The organism is Mycolicibacterium neoaurum, from assembly GCF_036946495.1.
GTDB classification, from domain to species: domain Bacteria; phylum Actinomycetota; class Actinomycetes; order Mycobacteriales; family Mycobacteriaceae; genus Mycobacterium; species Mycobacterium neoaurum_B.
In genome coordinates this window covers 1,909,183-1,925,594 of record NZ_JAQIIX010000002.1, presented here as the reverse complement: position 1 = coordinate 1,925,594, position 16,412 = coordinate 1,909,183, and the positions used below count along the sequence as shown (strand labels likewise).

General features: G+C 66.2%; 15 protein-coding genes and 1 pseudogene. 3 read left to right on the top strand and 13 right to left on the bottom strand.

The genetic code is table 11. The features are described from left to right. Positions 1 to 52: 52 nt before the first annotated feature. The 4 genes from PGN27_RS14545 to fadD5 all read right to left on the bottom strand — a co-directional run bounded on the left by PGN27_RS14545 (position 53) and on the right by fadD5 (position 4,845). Positions 53 to 1,273, bottom strand: a complete 1,221-nt coding sequence (locus PGN27_RS14545; protein ID WP_335326737.1) for an MCE family protein — start codon at positions 1,271 to 1,273, stop codon at positions 53 to 55. Positions 1,274 to 1,275: 2 nt separating this feature from the next. Beyond that, positions 1,276 to 2,145 carry an MlaE family ABC transporter permease gene (locus tag PGN27_RS14540; protein WP_030133967.1) on the bottom strand — a complete coding sequence of 290 codons (870 nt, stop codon included), beginning with the start codon at positions 2,143 to 2,145 and terminating at the stop codon, positions 1,276 to 1,278. Between the two features lie 7 nt (positions 2,146 to 2,152). Then, positions 2,153 to 2,890: an MlaE family ABC transporter permease gene (locus tag PGN27_RS14535; RefSeq protein WP_174241834.1), complete on the bottom strand. Its 738-nt coding sequence runs from the start codon at positions 2,888 to 2,890 to the stop codon at positions 2,153 to 2,155. A 338-nt stretch (positions 2,891 to 3,228) separates the two neighbouring features. Beyond that, the gene (gene fadD5 / locus PGN27_RS14530) at positions 3,229 to 4,845 is read right to left on the bottom strand and encodes a fatty-acid--CoA ligase FadD5 (RefSeq protein WP_418888600.1); all 1,617 of its coding nucleotides are present in this window, start codon (positions 4,843 to 4,845) and stop codon (positions 3,229 to 3,231) included. Positions 4,846 to 5,018: 173 nt separating this feature from the next. On the opposite strand from fadD5, the gene PGN27_RS14525 reads away from it, so the two are divergent. After that, the gene (locus tag PGN27_RS14525; protein WP_335326735.1) at positions 5,019 to 5,699 is read left to right on the top strand and encodes a GntR family transcriptional regulator; all 681 of its coding nucleotides are present in this window, start codon (positions 5,019 to 5,021) and stop codon (positions 5,697 to 5,699) included. A 27-nt stretch (positions 5,700 to 5,726) separates the two neighbouring features. Here PGN27_RS14525 and PGN27_RS14520 read toward each other — a convergent pair whose 3' ends face one another. Together PGN27_RS14520 and PGN27_RS14515 are read right to left on the bottom strand one after the other, a co-directional pair. Next, on the bottom strand, positions 5,727 to 6,164 hold the full coding sequence (locus tag PGN27_RS14520) for an SRPBCC family protein (protein ID WP_335326734.1): 438 nt from the start codon (positions 6,162 to 6,164) through the stop codon (positions 5,727 to 5,729). Positions 6,165 to 6,202: 38 nt separating this feature from the next. Continuing rightward, entirely contained in the window at positions 6,203 to 6,685 is a 483-nt protein-coding gene (locus tag PGN27_RS14515) for an acyl-CoA thioesterase (protein ID WP_335326733.1), read from the bottom strand. A 25-nt stretch (positions 6,686 to 6,710) separates the two neighbouring features. Between PGN27_RS14515 and PGN27_RS14510 the strand changes: the two are divergent. Further along, positions 6,711 to 7,806, top strand: a pseudogene (locus tag PGN27_RS14510) (alcohol dehydrogenase catalytic domain-containing protein). A 1-nt stretch (position 7,807) separates the two neighbouring features. On the opposite strand, the gene PGN27_RS14505 reads toward PGN27_RS14510, so the two are convergent. From PGN27_RS14505 to PGN27_RS14475, 7 genes are all read right to left on the bottom strand, one after another. Then, positions 7,808 to 9,325, bottom strand: a complete 1,518-nt coding sequence (locus PGN27_RS14505; RefSeq protein WP_335326732.1) for a phospholipase D-like domain-containing protein — start codon at positions 9,323 to 9,325, stop codon at positions 7,808 to 7,810. A gap of 87 nt (positions 9,326 to 9,412) precedes the next feature. Next, positions 9,413 to 10,408, bottom strand: a complete 996-nt coding sequence (locus tag PGN27_RS14500; RefSeq protein ID WP_335326731.1) for a Bug family tripartite tricarboxylate transporter substrate binding protein — start codon at positions 10,406 to 10,408, stop codon at positions 9,413 to 9,415. A gap of 102 nt (positions 10,409 to 10,510) precedes the next feature. Next, positions 10,511 to 12,223, bottom strand: coding sequence for an acyl-CoA dehydrogenase (locus PGN27_RS14495; protein ID WP_335326730.1), 1,713 nt, complete (start codon positions 12,221 to 12,223; stop codon positions 10,511 to 10,513). Positions 12,224 to 12,242: 19 nt separating this feature from the next. After that, entirely contained in the window at positions 12,243 to 13,481 is a 1,239-nt protein-coding gene (locus tag PGN27_RS14490; RefSeq protein WP_335326729.1) for a fatty acid desaturase family protein, read from the bottom strand. Between the two features lie 11 nt (positions 13,482 to 13,492). Next, a complete protein-coding gene (locus tag PGN27_RS14485) occupies positions 13,493 to 14,638 on the bottom strand; it encodes a ferredoxin reductase (RefSeq protein WP_335326728.1) in 1,146 nt (381 codons plus the stop codon). Positions 14,639 to 14,689: 51 nt separating this feature from the next. Next, complete coding sequence (locus tag PGN27_RS14480) at positions 14,690 to 15,466, bottom strand: SDR family oxidoreductase (RefSeq protein WP_335326727.1); 777 nt, start codon at positions 15,464 to 15,466, stop codon at positions 14,690 to 14,692. Next, positions 15,463 to 16,104: a TetR/AcrR family transcriptional regulator gene (locus PGN27_RS14475; protein ID WP_335326726.1), complete on the bottom strand. Its 642-nt coding sequence runs from the start codon at positions 16,102 to 16,104 to the stop codon at positions 15,463 to 15,465. The genes PGN27_RS14480 and PGN27_RS14475 overlap by 4 nt, the downstream gene beginning before the upstream one ends. A gap of 145 nt (positions 16,105 to 16,249) precedes the next feature. Between PGN27_RS14475 and PGN27_RS14470 the strand changes: the two genes are divergently transcribed. Then, positions 16,250 to 16,360: a hypothetical protein gene (locus tag PGN27_RS14470; protein WP_019514171.1), complete on the top strand. Its 111-nt coding sequence runs from the start codon at positions 16,250 to 16,252 to the stop codon at positions 16,358 to 16,360. Positions 16,361 to 16,412: the final 52 nt, after the last annotated feature.

Sequence of the window (16,412 nt, the reverse complement as noted above, 5' to 3'; positions counted from 1 at the left end):
TCGCAGGCTCGGATCCCGCATGCCGGTTGTCTATTCGTTCCGCAAGCTGCACTCATGGGTTGATCGTGTTCTCCCCCACTTGGCGTCCCCAGACGTATTCCTGCATGATCGGCTGTCCGAGTTCGAAATGGTTGTACGGCGCGAGGCTGGCACCGGTGTCCATCACCAGGTACGGCATCGGCCACAGGTCACGGGTGATCGGCTGCCAACAACCGGGGCGTCCGCCGGGTCCGCCGGTGGCGTTGACGCGAGGAAGGTTGTCCGGGAACACATACGGGTTGCCCACACCGACCACCGACGACTTGGTCCGCAGGGAATAACCGTTGCCGCCAAGGGCATCCGCCAGCTTCGGGGCGCTGTCGTGGTAGTTGCGGATGGTGCAGAACAGCGCGGGGCTGTGGTAGTCCAGCAGCTTGGAGGTCGGCAGCAGGTCCTGTGCCCCGCGGACCAGGTATGGACCGCCGCGCTCGAAGATGTCGGCGCCGGTGTTGCCGAATCCGACCGCGGCCATCAGCGCCTGGTCGATGTTGCCCTGCTCGGCGTTGAGGGTCTGCGCGGTGGTCACCGCGTTGGTCAGACCGTCGAACAGGTCGGGCGCGGCATCGGAGTACACATCGGCCAGATTGGCCAGGCCGGTCACGTCGCGCCGGATCTGCGGCATCCGCGCATTCAGTTCACCGAGAATGTCGTTGCCGTCGACCAGCGACTGTCCGAACTTGTCGCCGAGCCCGTCGAGTGCCTGGGCCGCGGCGGTCAGCGTCTGGTTCAGCTTCACCGGGTCGATCTGCTGGGCGATCTTCATGATCGTCTCGAACAGCGTGTTGAACTCGGTGGTGGTGCCGGTGGCCTGCACGGTGTCCCCACCGGACAACCGCTGCGCCGACGGATTCGGCGGAGAGAGGAAGGAGATGTACTTGTTGCCGAACACCGTGGTGGCGCGCAGTTCTGCCTGCACGTTGGCCGGGATCAGCGATAGGTACTTCGGGTCGACGTCGAGGGTCAGCTTGGCCTGCGGCACGTCACCGACGGTGACGACGCCGGACTCGGCCAGCCGTCCGATCGGCACACCGTTGAAGGTGACCTTGGACCCCGGGTCCATCGCCAGGCCGGCCCGCTCGGCCATGACGGTCAGCTGCACGCGCTTCTCGAAATAGCCACGGAACTGCAGCCAGGTCAGCGTCAGGACGAGGGCGCAGACCAGAAGGAGGATGACGCCGGCGACCTTGTAGGGCGGCGTCTTCGGCTTGACCAGGGGTGCGGAGGGCTGGGTCATGGCTACACCGTCAGGTTGAAGTTCGGGTCGGTGCCGTAGAGCGCCAACGAGGCGAGCAGGACGACCAGCACGATCGCGATCAGTGAGGTGCGCATCGAGCGACCGACCGCCTCACCGACACCCACCGCACCGCCACTGGCGAAGTAACCGAAGTAGCAGTGGTTCAGCATGATGATGATCGACATGATGATCACCTCGAGGAACGACCACATGACGTCATCCACCCGCAGGAACGTGTGGAAGTAGTGCTCGTAGGTGCCCACCGACTGCGAGTAAAAGACCGTGGTGACCAACTGCGCGGACAGGAACGACAGCAGGATGGCCATCGCGTAGAGCGGGACGATGACGATGGCCCCGGCCATCAACCGGGTGGACACCAGATACGAGATGGACTTGATGCCCATCACCTCGAGCGCGTCGATCTCCTCGCTGATGCGCATGGCACCGAGCTCCGCGGTGGCGCCGGCGCCGACGGTGGCTGCCATCGCCTGACCGGTGACCACCGGCGCGACGACGCGGATGTTGGCCAGGGCGGCGAAGAAGCCGGTGAAGGCCTCGACACCGATATTGCCCAGGGACGCGAACCCCTGGATGGCGATCAGCGAGCCCGCCGAGAGGGTGACGAAACCGATGATGGCGACGGTGCCGCCGATGACGGCCATGGCGCCGGTGCCCATGCCGATCTCGGCGACCAGACGCAGTGACTCGCGGCGGTAGTGCTTGAATGCATGCGGCAGATGCCCGACGGCCTGTACGACGAACCAGGCGACGTGACCGATGCTGTCGAGGAACCGGCCGGGCGCGCCGGCGTATCCGCGGGTGCGGTCGAACGCCCGGGGGAACCGGGCCCTCAAGACTGCGGCTGTACTCATGCGCGGCCTAGCCTCCCGTCCCGAACCGGACACCGATCGTCGTCAGCACGACGTTCACCGCGAACAGCGCGACGACGCACAGCACGAGCGTCTCGTTGACCGCGGTGCCCACGCCCTTGGAACCGCCCGCCACGGTGAGCCCGCGGTAGCAGCCCACCAGCCCGGCGATCAGACCGAACAGGGTGGCCTTGATGACCGAGATCATGACCTCGGGGAAGCCGGTGAGCAGCGTCAGCGTCGCGACATAGGCGCCTGCGTTGACGTTCTGGATGTAGACACCGAAGAAGTACCCGCCGACCAGGCCGATGGTGATCACCGCGCCGTTGAGCAGGAAGGCGACAAAGGTGGCGGCGACCACGCGAGGGGCCACCAGGCGCTCGATGGGGTCGATCCCCAGCACCTCCATGGCGTCGATCTCTTCGCGCACGGTGCGCGCACCGAGGTCGGCGCAGATGGCGGTGGACCCGGCGCCGGCGACGACGAGCACCGTCACCAGCGGGCCCAGCTGGGTGACCGCGCCCAGCGCCGCGCCGGCACCGGAGACGTCGGCCGCGCCGAATTCGGCGAGCAGGATGTTCAAGGTGAAGATGATGAGCACGGTGAGCGGGATGGACACCGCCAGCGTGGGGAGGAACGCGACCCGGATCAAAAACCAGCTCTGAAGGATGAATTCCTTCCACTGGAACGGCCTCGTGAGGAGCGCCTTGCCGGTCAGGACGCACATCTTGAAGAAGCCACCGACCATGGTCAGTGGTTTGTCCAACTGGTCCTTGACGTAGTCGACCAGGCCGTTGCCCGCCGTCACAGCGCGACCACCGAGGCGAGTTCCAAGTGCGGCGGAACTAGCTGCACGCCCCCTCCTCTACTCTCGCGGAGCCCCGTCTCCATGACCTGTGACATCGCCCTACCTACCGGTCGGTAGTAACTCGGACCACAGGACTGTACCCGATCGGTGACCAGGCAGGTGACGCATCGGCTCTATTCATATCGCAACTGTTAGCAAATTCGATCTCGGCGGCGAGACACCCGGTTCTGTGGTAAACCCGTTGGCTCGGCACGCCTTTCGTCCGCGTCAATCTTCGCTCAGCTGCCGAACATGGTGCGTAGCTCGGTCTTGAGCACTTTGCCCGACGGGTTGCGGGGCAACGCCTCAACGATCTCCAGGGCCTTCGGATGCTTGTATCGAGCCAACCTCTCGGTGAGAAAATCGTCGATTTCGGCAAGCGTCAGGGCGCTCTCGGGCGGCTCGCCGGACCGCGCTGCCAGAGCAACCACGGCGACCGGAACCTCGCCCCACTTCTCGTGCGGCCTGCCGATCACCGCGACCTCGGCAATGGCGGGATGAGCAGCCAAGACGTTCTCGACCTCGGCGCAGTAGATGTTCTCCCCGCCGGAGATGATCATGTCCTTCTTACGGTCGACCACCCAGATGTAACCCTCGTCGTCCTGGCGCACGAGGTCCCCGGAGTGGAACCAGCCGCCGGCAAACGACTCAGCGGTGGCCTTCGGGTTGTTCCAGTAACCGGCCATCAGGGTCGGGGCCCGGTAGACGATCTCACCGACCTCGCCGATCGGGACGTCGTTCATGTCCTCGTCGACGATGCGCGCCGACACCGTCGGGATGACCTTGCCCACCGAACCGAGCTTGCGAATTGCGTCCTCGCCCAACAACATACAGGTCACCGGCGACATCTCGGTCTGCCCGAAGGCGGCCAGGATGTTGGCGCCAGGGAAGGTCTGCGCCATGTCCTTCAGCAACGTATCGGAGGCCGGCGCCGCACCCCAGGACAGCACTCGCAGCTTGAGGTTCCTCGGCTGCGCGCGTTGGGCGGCGCAGACCGCCTGCCACTGCGCGGGGACGAGGAAGATCCCGGTGACCTCTTCGGCCTCCAGCACATCGAGCAGCGCACCCGGATCGAACGCGCCGAGCGGGTAGACCACGGTCGGCCTACCCAGCAGGAGGCCCGGGATCATGTTCCCGATACCGGCGATGTGGAACAGCGGCACACCGATGAAACCGACATCGTGGTTGAGGTCGGCACCGTTGGTGAACAGGTGGGTCAGTGACTGGCCGCTGATGTTGGTGTGGGTGAGCACAGCACCCTTGGGACGCCCGGTGGTTCCGGAGGTGTACATGATCAGCGCGGGCGAATCGTTGGGGATGTCCACCGGCTCGGGCGGCGGGTTCTGCTCGGCGAGCAGATCGTCGTAGCCGAGGACACCGTCCTCGCTGCCCGCCCCGGCGACGATCACGGTGCTCAGGGTCGCATCCAGGTCACGTACCGCGGTGGCCACCGGCGCGAGCACCGATTCGGTGACGACCACCCGCGCTGCGCAATCGCTGGCCAGGAAGGCGATCTCGGGCGGGGTCATCCGGAAGTTCACCGGCACCGCGATCGCCCCGAGCCGGTTGGCCGCGAGGAAGGACTCGATGAACTCGGGGCGGTTGAGCATGAGGATGAGCACGCGGTCACCTGCGGTGATACCGCGGCTGTGCAATGCGGCGGCCAGCGCATCGACGCGGCGGTCGAGGTCGGCCCAGGTGGTGGTCTGCCCGAGGAAGCGCAGCGCGGTCTTGTCCGGCTGCATCAGCGCGTGCCGGGAGAGCTGGTTGGACCAGTTCTGCTGCCTGGCCAGATAGGGCTGTTCGGTGCGAAGGGTCGCGGATTGAGTGGCGGACTCAGTTGACTGAACTGTCACTGCAGAGGCTCTTTCGATCGGCGGCCGCGCAATACGCTTGCGCAATGTTGATATTTGATCAAACATTATGTAGTCGGGGTCACACTATGACGCCAACCCACTTCTGGACAAGCTTTTCACCACCGCGATGACCCGGAACCCATGACCAGCCGCAGAGGACGCAGCGCACCCGCATGAACGCACCCGCCAAACTGGGTCCCGCCCGCCGCCGCGAACAGCTCTCCGACGAGGTGGCCGGTTATCTGCGGGTCGCGATCATGTCGGGGACGCTGCGGCCGGGAACCTTCGTGCGGCTCGACGAGACCGCCGCCCAACTCGGTGTCAGCATCACCCCGGTGCGCGAGGCACTGCGGACCCTGCGCGGTGAGGGCATGGTGCAGCTGGAACCACACCGCGGGCACATGGTGTCACCGTTCACCCGCGATGACATCGCCGACATCTTCTGGCTGCAGGGTGCCATCGCCGCCGAGCTGGCCGCGACGGCCGCACAGCGGGCCACCGATGCCGATATCGACGAGCTGGAGCGGCTCACCGAGGACCTGGCCGCGGCGGTCCGCGGCGGGGAGGTCGAACCGATCGCCCGCGCGGAGTTCAACTTCCATCGAGCGTTCAACCGGACGACCGATCGGATGAAGCTGGCCTGGTTCCTGCTCAATGCCGCGCGGTACCTGCCGCCGCACATCTACGCCTCCGACCCGACGTGGGGTGTGGAGGCGGTGGCCAATCACCGGCAATTGATTGCGGCGATGCGGCGCCGCGAGGTCGACGAGGTGGTGCGGTTGACCCGCAGCCAATTCGACGACGGGGCGCGGCGGCTGACCAGCCTGCTCGACGGCCTGGGATTGTGGACCTGACCCGTTTCGCTCGAGCCGGAACGAGTGTCAGGCCAGCTGCTCGGCGCGCTTCTTCACGTTGTTGGCCAGGTGCTCGAGCGCATCGTTGACGACCTTCTTGATCATCATCGCCGGCACGCCCGGCATATCGACCTCGACATCCATGTCGACGGTCAGCAGGCTGGTCGGGCCCATGTCGACGACGGCGAACAGCTGCTCCTGCTTGGAGAACAGGTTGCCCTGCTGCATGACGGTCTGGATCTGCCCCTCCGCGGGGTAGTAGACGGCCTGGATGTAGCTGCCCTCCATGCCCTGGATCTTGGTGTCCAGCCGCAACTGGCTGGGCCGCCCGTCGTCATAGCGGGCCAGGATCCATGCGCCGGTGACCTCTTCGTTCCACTGCGGGTAGGCCTCGAAGTCGGCGACGATCGCCATGATGGCGGCGGCGGGTGCGGCGACCTCGACGGTCTTGCTGACGATCGGCATCGGGCGAGCATAGCGAGTCGGCCAATGGCTCAGCCGTATCAGCCGCCGTATCGGCCGCCCTGGCAGTCGGGCGTCGCGTCATGAACAGCCGACTGCAGCAGTGCGCGTACGGCTTCCGGGATGGGTACCGGGCGGCGGGTCTGGCGGTCGACGTAGACGTGTACCCAGGAGCCGACCGCGGCGGGCCGCGCATCCAGCCCCGCGGCGGCAGGTCCGCCAGCAGCCCACAGTCCGGTGCGGTAGGTGACGCTGCTGTTGCCCAACCGGGTCACCGCGAGACCGACCACCAGGTCGGCGGGGAACTGCAGTTCGGAGTAGTAGCGGCAACTCGATTCGGCGACCACCGCAAGCCACGGCGCCGCCATCGCATCGACTCCGGCACGATTCCCGATCCAGGCGTTGATGGCGGTGTCGAAGAGTTGGTAATAGACGGCGTTGTTGAGATGTCCGAACATGTCGTTGTCGGTCCACCTCGTCTGCACCGGCCAGTGCACTGCGAAGTCCGCGATCGTGTACTCCATGCGGCAAGCATGTCAGGCTGGCGTCATGCACATTCGCGGCGCAGTCCTGGAGTCCATCGGTTCGGCACGACCGTATTCAACGTCCCGGCCGATCACGGTGACCGAGCTCGAACTCGCCGATCCTGGCGACGGTGAGCTGCTGGTGCGCATCGAGGCCGCCGGCCTGTGCCACTCGGACCTGTCGGTGGTCGACGGCAACCGGGTCCGCCCGATTCCCATGCTGCTCGGCCACGAGGCCGCGGGCATCGTCGAGAAGGTCGGTGGCACATCCGATCTGGCGCCCGGCCAACGCGTGGTGATGACATTTCTCCCGCGCTGCGGTCAGTGCCGGGCGTGCGCGACCGACGGCCTGGCGCCGTGCATCCGCGGTAGTGCGGCCAATGGGGCGGGAACGCTGCTCAGCGGTGCGGTGCGGCTGGCCACCCCCCGATGCCGAGCAGGTACTGCACCATCTCGGGGTGTCCGGGTTCGCCACCCACGCTGTCGTGGACCGGCGCTCGGTGGTCCCGGTCGACGATGATGTGCCCGCGGTCGTCGCATCGCTGCTGGGCTGCGCAGTGCTCACCGGCGGCGGGGCGGTCCTCAACGCCGGGGAGCCGAAACCCGGCCAGACCGTGGCGATCGTCGGCATGGGCGGTGTCGGGATGGCGGCCATGCTGACCGCGCTCGCGCACGACGATGTCCGGGTCGTCGCGGTCGACCGGCTGCCGGACAAGCTGGCGCTGGCCCGCGAGCTGGGGGCGCATGCGGTATCCACCCCAGAGGAGGCCGACTTCACCGCCGAGGTCGTCATCGAGGCCGTGGGCCATGCGGCGGCGCTGGAGACGGCCATCGGGCTGACCGCCCCCGGCGGACGCACCATCACCGTCGGGCTGCCCGCGCCGGACGCCCGGATCTCGTTGTCGCCGTTGAGTTTGGTGGCCGAGGGGCGGACGTTGATCGGCAGCTATCTGGGTTCGGCGGTGCCGGCCCGCGATATCCCGCGCTTCGTCGAACTATGGCGGGCGGGTCGGCTGCCGGTCGAGAAGCTGGTGTCGGCGACGCTGACCCTCGACGAGATCAACGCGGGTATGGACGCCCTCGCCGACGGCCTTGCGGTGCGGCAGATCATCGAGTTCTAGCTCAGATCGGCAGGCCGACCCGCTTGCCGACAGAGCGCACCACCGACCACGCGCCCGGGGCGCCCTTGACCAACGGCCAGGTGACCAGGGCGACGGCCACCGAGGCGACGCTGACGGCCAACGAGGTGGGCACCCGGACGGGATCCATCAGGTCGTTCTCGGCGAACGGGCCGGCATCGGCGGACACCATGTGCGGGGTGAACTTGCGCAGCGAGCGCCCGCGCAGGGTGTCGACGGCCTTCAGGATCGACCCTCTGGACCGGATCTCGGCGCGGACGCTGTCGAACGGTAGCCGCAGATGCTCGGCGAGCAGATCGTCACGCAGATGGGCGATGAACGTGCGGATATCGTCGCGGTCCGGCGAATCCTCCAGCGCCAGATCGCATTCGCTGTCGAAGCCCAGCGACCTGTTGTTCAGGTTCGACGATCCGATGCGCAGGAACCCGTCGTCGACGACCACGACCTTGGAGTGCACGTACAACGACTGCCCGCCGGGAACGGCCGGCCAGTAGACGCCGAGCCTGTCGTGTTCGTCTGCCGCCCACAACAGCCGGAGCATGCGTTCGCGCGCGCTGTCCATCGATTCGCGTTCCAGCGGGCTCTCCGAGGTGCGCGGCAACACGATCATCACCTCGGGGCCGTTGGGCTCACGCAGCCGGTCGGCGAGGGCCTCACAGATGCCCCGGGAAGCCAGGTACTGGTTCTCCAGGTAGATGATGTCGCGCGCCGCCGCGATGGCGGCCAGGTTCAGCGCCTCCACCTCGCGGACCTCGTCGCGCTCGGGCAACGAGGGCAGGGTGCGGGCGATACCCACCGGAACGTGGCGCAACGCCGGTGGGCAGTGCTTTGGCCAAACACTCGCACCGGGGCCCAGGGGCGGCAGTTCTTCACCGGTGGCCTGTCGCCAACGGTCGCGGGCCAGTTCGCCGAGGGCCTGGGCCGCGGGTCCGTCGACGACTGCGGCGACCTCGTGCCGTGGACCGTACGATTCACCGCCGCCGCGACGCCCGGGGTTCTCCGCGTCGTGATCGCGGGTGTCCCACCGGCCCAAGGTCAGATCGATGCCCCCGCAGAACGCCACCGCATCGTCGATCACGACGACCTTCTGGTGATGTACCGCGCCGGTGGGGTGGGCGCCGTCCACGGCCAGGTGCATCCGGGCGGAGGTGATCCGGTTGAGCCACTCGACCGGGACGATGCTGTACCAGTAGCGCTCGAACACCGAGAGCAGCCGCAGGTTGGTCTTGAGCACGTACACCTTGAGGTGGGGGCGACGCCACAGCAACCAGAACAGGAACGGCCCCAGCTGGTTGGGTCCGGGCAGCGTGCCACGCCCGGGTTCGAATGTGGTCCGGGCATCGAAATCCCACCCGATCAGCAGGATCCGGTTCTCCGCACCCAGCATCGCCGATTTCACGTGGGCCAGATAATCCGCGCCGTCGATGATCGGCGCGAACCGCTCCGCCTCGACAGTGCGCCAGCACGTGTCCCCTTCGACCAGCAACTGCTGCTCGCCCATAGCCGTCTCCTCCGCCTGCACTCAGATGGTGAGTCGGCTTGCGAGCGGCCTCAGGCACGCGAAAGAGATGCGAAACACATCACCGGTTTACCCAATATCGCGGAGATCGATGCCGCCTGTGGCCACGATCTCTGCGTAGCGACGGGCATCAGCGGTGAGCTGGGTGAGGACCTGCTCGCCGGGGATCTCCATCGGTGTGAGGCTGTTCTGCTCGTTGAATCGCTGGTACGCCGCGCTGGCGAAGGTCGACTTCAGGCCCGCGACCAGCGGACCGGTCACCTCGGCGGGCGTGCCCTTTGGCACGGTCATGAAGCGGTACTGCGACACCACCACGTCGTACCCCAGCTCCCTGGCGGTGGGGACGTCGGGCAGGAAATCGATCCGCTCGGGGCTGAAGACGTTGAGCGCGACGAGCTTGCCGGAATCGATGTTCTCGATCGCTTCCCCCACGTGGACGACGGCGATATCGACGTCATTGGCCAGCACGGCGGCGAGATTGGGCGCCCCGCTGTCGAACGGCACGGCCTCGGACAGCACGCCGGCGCCCTTCATCAGCAGGGCTCCGGACAGTTGCGCTCCGGTACCCACCCCGGTGGTGCCGTACCGCAACGGTCGCTGGGCCGTCTGCAGGTCGGCGATGGTGCGCAGGCCCGTCTCCGGACTGGTCACCAGCACGTAGTTCTCGCTGGAGATGCCGTGCACCACGTCGACGTCCCCGATGTGGCGGGCCTCGTCCGCGGCCACCGCCAGCGGCGTGATGGTGTAGAGCGACGCATTCTGAATGGACAGCATCGTGCCGTCGGCGGGTGCCCCGGCGAGGTCGGCGGCCGCGGCGGCGCCGTTACCGCCCTGGCGATTGGTCACCCGGAACGGCTGGCCAAGATCGGCAGAGAGCCCCTTGGCGACGGCGCGGCTGATCAAGTCGCTGGATCCGCCCGCGGCGTAGCCGACCAGCATGTCGACCGCATCGCTCGGCCACGTGCCCTGCGCCGCGCTGGAGGCATCGGCGGGGGCGCCGTCACATGCGGTGACCACAAGCGCGGCGGCCGCCGCGAGTGCGGCCAGTGAACGAGTGGCAGACATCCCCATGAGGGCCCTTCCCGGTACATCGACGGCTCCGGTATTGACGGTTACGTCAGGAAGGGTACGCGCCAGGTAGCTACCGAATGACCATTCCGGGTCGAATCAGAACCAACTGCTCTGCATATCGAGTGTCGTACGGTCCAGGCTCGCCAGCAAATCCAGTTGCGGGTACACCTTGGGCAACTCGTAACGGTAGAAGAACCGAGCGGCCTGCCGTTTGCCTTCGTAGAAATCCCCATCTCCGGCAAACGCGGCAAGGTGTTGCTCGAGCCACACCCATGCGATGACGATATGACCGAAGGCCTCCAGGTAAACCGCGCTGTTTGCCATCATCACCGCAGGGTCGTCGCCGGCGAACATGGTGGCGGTCACCTCGACTAGGCGCTGCCAGGCCGCGGCAAGCTGCGCGGCCAGCGGATCATCACCGGCCCGCGTCACCGTGTCGGTGATCCGGGCCGCCAGGGCCGTCATGGCGGCCCCGCCGTTCTGGGCGACCTTGCGACCCAACAGGTCAAGGCTCTGGATGCCGTGGGTGCCCTCGTGGATCGGGTTGAGCCGGTTGTCCCGGTAGTGCTGCTCGACGTCGTATTCGCGGGTGTAGCCATAGCCACCCAGCACCTGGATGGCCAAGCTGTTGGCCTCCAGGCACCACTGCGAGGGCCAACTCTTGGCGATCGGGGTCAGGATGTCGAGCAGCTCGCGCTCACCGACGTCGGCGAGTTTCGCGCAGTAGAGGGCCAAGCCCAGGGCGCCCTCCACGTAAGTCTTCTGCGCCAGCAGCATCCGCTTCACATCGGCATGCGCGATGATCGGGACCTGCGGGCTGGCCGGGTCCTTCACCAGTCGTCCCTGCGGGCGTTCGCGGGCATAGTCCAGCGATTTGAGATAGCCGGTGTAGCCCAGCGCGACCGCGCCCATTCCGACCCCGAGGCGCGCCTCGTTCATCATGTGGAACATGTAGGCAAGCCCGCGATGCGGTTCGCCGACCAGATACCCCACCGCGCCGTCGAAGTTCAGCACGGTGTTGGTGATACCGCGCTGGCCCATCTTGTGGTTGAGCCCCGAGATCGCCACCGCGTTGCGCGCACCCACCTCTCCGTCGGCTCCGACGATGTACTTGGGCACGATGAACAGTGAGATGCCCTTGGTCCCGGCGGGACCGCCCGGGATCTTCGCCAGCACCAGGTTGACGATGTTCTCGCTCATCTCGTGCTCGGCGCCCGAGATCCACATCTTGGTGCCGTACACCCGGTAGGTGCCATCGGCCTGCGGTTCGGCGCGCGTGGTGATATCGGCCAGCGAGGAACCGGCTTGGGTTTCCGAGAGCGCCATGGTGCCGGTGAACCGGCCTGCGAGCATGGGTTTGACGAACGTGTCGATCTGCTCGGGTGTCCCGAATTCGGCAAGCAGGTTGGCGTTGGCGATGGTCAGCATCAGGTAGCCCGAGGTGCTGATGTTGGCCGCGGAGATCCAGGCGAACCCGGCCTGGGCGACGGTGGTTGGCAGTTGGGCACCACCGAGTTCGGCGTCGAAGGACATCCCGACCAGATCGGCCTTGGCGAATGCCTCCAGGGCCACCTTCACCTCGGGGATGACGGTGACGGTGGTGCCGTCGAAGGTGGGCTCGTTGGCGTCGCTGAGCTTGTTGTGCGGCGCGAAGTACCGTTCGGCCAGCTGTTCACACAGTTCCAGCACACCGTCGAACGTCTCCCGGGAATGGTCGGCGAAACGCGGCAGCGAGGTCAGCTCCTCGACCTGTAACCATTCGTAGAGCAGAAAGTCCAGGTCGCGCCGGGACAGGATGGTCGACTTCATCCCGCCAGGCTAACCCTGCTCAGGCGGCCGCGATCTCCCCCGACCGGAGCTCACGCAGTGCGGTGCGCAAACCCCGTCGCCGACCGGTGGCGGGATCGACCCCGAAGGATTCCCGCACGCCGTCGCGGATCCGGAATTTGAGCTCGGAGTTGGTCTCCGGCGCGTCATCCGGGGTGGCCTTGAGGAACCTGTTCGGCAGTGCCAGTTTGGCGATGGTCCACCATGACTGGCTGTACTGCCGCGCCAGCGAGCCTGTGGTGTAGGGCAGGTCGTACTTGTCGCACAGGGCCTTCACCTTGACCGCGATCTCGGCGTACCGGTTACTCGGCAGATCCGGGAAGAGGTGGTGCTCGATCTGGTAGCAGAGGTTGCCACTCATGAAGGCCATCACCGGTCCGGCATGGAAGTTGGCCGACCCCAGCATCTGGCGCAGATACCACTCTCCGCGTGTCTCCCGCTCGAACTCCTCGCGGGTGAATTTCTCTGCCCCGTCCGGGAAGTGACCACAGAAGATCACCACGTACGCCCAGTAGTTGCGAATCAGGTTGGCGACCGCGTTCGCGCCGAGGGTGTATTTCCAGTTGGGTCCGGACAGCGCCGGGAAGACGATGTAGTCCTTGCCGACCTGCTTGGCCACCTTCTTGCCGATGATGCGCAGATCCTTGCGGATCTCCGCCATGGTCTTTTCGCCCTTGCGCCATTTCGTGGTTTCCACCCCGTGCAATGCGACGCCCCACTCGAACAGCGTGCCGAGCAGGAAGTTGTAGAGCGAGTTGCCGATCATCCACCGCTCCCACGGCTCGTCGCGGGTCAGCCGCATGATGCCGTAGCCGATATCGTCGTCGAGGCCGATGACATTGGTGTACTTGTGGTGGATGTAGTTGTGCGACTTCTTCCAGTGCACGGCCGGCGAGGTGGTGTCCCACTCCCATTCCGTCGAGTGGATCTCCGGGTCGTTCATCCAATCCCACTGACCGTGGATGATGTTGTGCCCCAGCTCCATGTTCTCGATGATCTTGGCCGCGCCCAACATCGCGGTGCCCGCCGCCCAGCAGATCTTGTTGCGGCTGTTGAACAATGCGATGCGTCCGCCGACGGCGAGGGCGCGTTGCAGCTGGATGGACCGGCGGATGTAGCGGGCATCGCGTTCACCCCGGGATTCCTCGATCTCGGCCCGGATGGCGTCGAGCTCGCGCTCGAGTTGTTCGACATCTTCGGATGTGAGGTGGGCGTATGCCTTGATATCGGTGATGGCCATGCGGATTCCTCCTAGACGTTGATGGTGCAGTCGCCGGACGCGGTCGAGACGCAGGTCTGTATCCGGTCACCCTCGCCGTGCTCGGTACCTGACCGGAAGTCGCGCACATGCCCGGATTCCAGTGGCAGCACGCATGTTTGGCAGATCCCCATCCGGCATCCGAAGGGCATCTGGATGCCGAGGGACTCCCCCGCCTCCAGCAGCGAGGTGGCGCCGTCGACCTCGATCGTCTTGTCCGAGATGGCGAATGTCACCGTGCCGCCCTCACCGCCCTTGTCGGTTCGGTCGATGACGAATCGCTCCATGTGCAACTGGTTCTCGGGCAGGCCCGCCGCCTTCCATACCCGCTCGATCTCGTCGAGCATGGCCGGGGGCCCACACGCCCAGGTGGGCCGGTCGGTCCAGTCCGGAACGATATCGGCCAGCGCGTCGAAGTCCAGATGCCCCATCCGGTCGGTCATCTGCAGATGCAGCCGATAGTCGGGCCTGCCGTCCTGCATCTCCATGAGTTCGTCGTGGAAGATGACGTCCTGCGGTGACGGCGCCGAATGGATGTGCACGATATTGCTGGTCTGACCGCGCTGGGCGATGGACCGCAGCATGGCCATCACGGGGGTGATACCACTGCCCGCGGTGACCAGAAGCATCTTCACCGGCGGCGGATCGGGCAGGGCGAACTGTCCCTTGGGTGCCGCCAAGCGAACAATTGTTCCGGGTTTCACACCGTTGACCAGGTGGGTGGACAGGAAGCCCTCCGGAGTGGCCTTGACGGTGATCGAGATCAGCTTGCCGTCGCGTTCGGGCACCGATGTCAGTGAGTAGGACCGCCAGTGCCACCGGCCGTCGACGCGCAGGCCGATCCCGACGTACTGGCCGGGCTGGTAATCAGCCGCGAACCCCCACCCCGGTTTGATGACCACGGTGGCCGAATCCTCGGTCTCCTTGCGGACATCGACGATCGCACCGCGTAGCTCGCGGGCGGTCCACAGCGGGTTGAGCATCTTGAGGTAGTCGTCGGGAAGGAGCGGAGTGGTGGCCCTGGCCGCCAAACCGCGGATCGTGTTGATCGTGGTGCCGCCCTCCGGCGACGCCGTCGCGATGTCACGCGCGGGCTTCTGGCTCCATCTCGTCAGCCCGCGAAGATCAAGTGAACACATGTACACCCAGTTACCCAGGTGCGACGCAGTTCACACATTTTCTTCGGCGCGTCAGCGGATGGTGCTGACTCCGCCGTCCACCGGGATCACGGTGCCGGTGACATAGCTGCTGGCGCGGCTGGCCAGGAACACCGCAATGCCGGCCATATCGTCGGCCTGCCCGACCCGGCCCAGCGGTAGTGCCGCACCGACGGCCTCTTCACCGGCAGACAGCAGCACCTTGGTCATTCGTGACGGGAACAGTCCCGGCGCAATCGCATTCACCAGGATCTTGGGTGCCAGTTCACCGGCCAGATGTTGGGTCAGCGTGTGGACCGCGGCCTTGCTGGCCGCATATGAGAAGTTGTTGCGACCGCGTTCGGGCACATGGAAACCGTCGACGCTGCCGGTGTTCACCACGCGGGCGGGATCGTCATCGGTGGCGGCGGCCGTCAGCAGCGGCACCAGTGCGCGGGTCAGCAGGAAGACGCCCTTGACGTTGACGTCGAAGACCCGGTCGAACCCCGACTCGGGGAACGTCTCGAAGGACTCACCCCAGTTGGCGCCCGCATTGTTGAACAGCGCGTGGACCTTGTCCTCCCTCGCGGCGACAGCATCGGCGAGAGCCTGGACCCCGTCGGAGGTACCGAGGTCGGCCGAGATGCCCTCGACCGCGCCGAGGGCGGACAGTTCGGCCACCGACGCGTCGAGCTCGGCCTGCTTGCGCGCGGCGAGGTACACCTTGGCCGCTCCGGCCTGCAGCAATCCCCGGGCCATCATCACGCCGATACCGCGGCCACCGCCGGTGACCACGGCGACCTTGCCGTCGAGGCGGAACAGATCGGTCATTGCTGGGCACCTCCGAGCGGCTCGGCCGTGCGAACGGCCTCATCGCGGATCAGTCCGCGCAACAGGGCGGTGCTGAACTCGACGGCGATCTCTTGTGCGGTCCGCCTGCCGTGCGGGCGCAGCCACCGGTAGGCGCCCAGGGTCATGCCGATATAGCCCAGCGCCAGAACATGTGAGTCGCAGTCGAAGAACTCGCCGCTGGCGATCCCCCGGTCGATGACATCGCGCACGTGTTCGTACACGGTTGCCTCGGCGGCGCGGATGTAGGCGACCTGCTCCTCGGTGAACCACTCCGAGATGTAGGGCCCCTCCTGGAAGTAGACGGCGGCGGCCTCCAGATCGTTGGCGATGCCGGTGAGCAGACGCCTGGTGAAGTGATAGATGGTCTCGCGCGCGGTGGCGGTCGGATCGTCGTGCAGGGCACCGACGGTGAAGTCGGCGGTCCGCTTGTAGATGTCCCAGAGGATCAGCGATTTGCTCGCGTAATAGTGGTACACCGTGGCCTTGTTGAGCCCGACCGCATCGGCGACATCATCCATCCGGGTGCCGTGGTAGCCGCGGGCGGCGAACAGCTTGGCGGCGACCGCCAGCAGTTCGTCGCGCCGGGACGACCCGTTGGATGCGGCTTCGGTGGACATGGCGACTCACTATCTGCAGACCCGGACGGCCCGGGGTTGACCAATCAACTGGTTGGCCAGTGTAGGCAATAGGGTGGTTTGGCTGTCCTGGGATCGCCCAGTGGGTTTAGACTTCTGCCAAACAGGGCGTGCGGCGGAGGCGACTATGGATCCTAATCCCGATTACGACATCAGCGACGAGGGTGAGTTCTTCTTCAGCTGGCTGGCCTGGGGTCTGCGCGGGGTGTACCCGCCGCCGGCGTATCCCCCGGTCTGACGAGACGTAAAAAGCACCCGCGCGCCGCATGGCGTGCGGGTGCTTTTTTGCT

Excerpts from the sequence above, each read along its gene's own strand:
- PGN27_RS14515 (WP_335326733.1), bottom strand. The coding sequence starts at position 6,685 with ATGGAGTACACGATCGCGGACTTCGCAGTGCACTGGCCGGTGCAGACG.
- PGN27_RS14540 (WP_030133967.1), bottom strand. The coding sequence starts at position 2,145 with ATGAGTACAGCCGCAGTCTTGAGGGCCCGGTTCCCCCGGGCGTTCGAC.
- PGN27_RS14475 (WP_335326726.1), bottom strand. The coding sequence starts at position 16,104 with ATGTCCACCGAAGCCGCATCCAACGGGTCGTCCCGGCGCGACGAACTG.
- PGN27_RS14535 (WP_174241834.1), bottom strand. The coding sequence starts at position 2,890 with ATGGTCGGTGGCTTCTTCAAGATGTGCGTCCTGACCGGCAAGGCGCTC.
- PGN27_RS14495 (WP_335326730.1), bottom strand. The coding sequence starts at position 12,223 with ATGAAGTCGACCATCCTGTCCCGGCGCGACCTGGACTTTCTGCTCTAC.
- PGN27_RS14500 (WP_335326731.1), bottom strand. The coding sequence starts at position 10,408 with ATGTCTGCCACTCGTTCACTGGCCGCACTCGCGGCGGCCGCCGCGCTT.
- PGN27_RS14480 (WP_335326727.1), bottom strand. The coding sequence starts at position 15,466 with ATGACCGATCTGTTCCGCCTCGACGGCAAGGTCGCCGTGGTCACCGGC.
- PGN27_RS14545 (WP_335326737.1), bottom strand. The coding sequence starts at position 1,273 with ATGACCCAGCCCTCCGCACCCCTGGTCAAGCCGAAGACGCCGCCCTAC.
- PGN27_RS14470 (WP_019514171.1), top strand. The coding sequence starts at position 16,250 with ATGGATCCTAATCCCGATTACGACATCAGCGACGAGGGTGAGTTCTTC.
- PGN27_RS14525 (WP_335326735.1), top strand. The coding sequence starts at position 5,019 with ATGAACGCACCCGCCAAACTGGGTCCCGCCCGCCGCCGCGAACAGCTC.
- PGN27_RS14505 (WP_335326732.1), bottom strand. The coding sequence starts at position 9,325 with ATGGGCGAGCAGCAGTTGCTGGTCGAAGGGGACACGTGCTGGCGCACT.
- PGN27_RS14520 (WP_335326734.1), bottom strand. The coding sequence starts at position 6,164 with ATGCCGATCGTCAGCAAGACCGTCGAGGTCGCCGCACCCGCCGCCGCC.
- PGN27_RS14485 (WP_335326728.1), bottom strand. The coding sequence starts at position 14,638 with ATGTGTTCACTTGATCTTCGCGGGCTGACGAGATGGAGCCAGAAGCCC.
- PGN27_RS14490 (WP_335326729.1), bottom strand. The coding sequence starts at position 13,481 with ATGGCCATCACCGATATCAAGGCATACGCCCACCTCACATCCGAAGAT.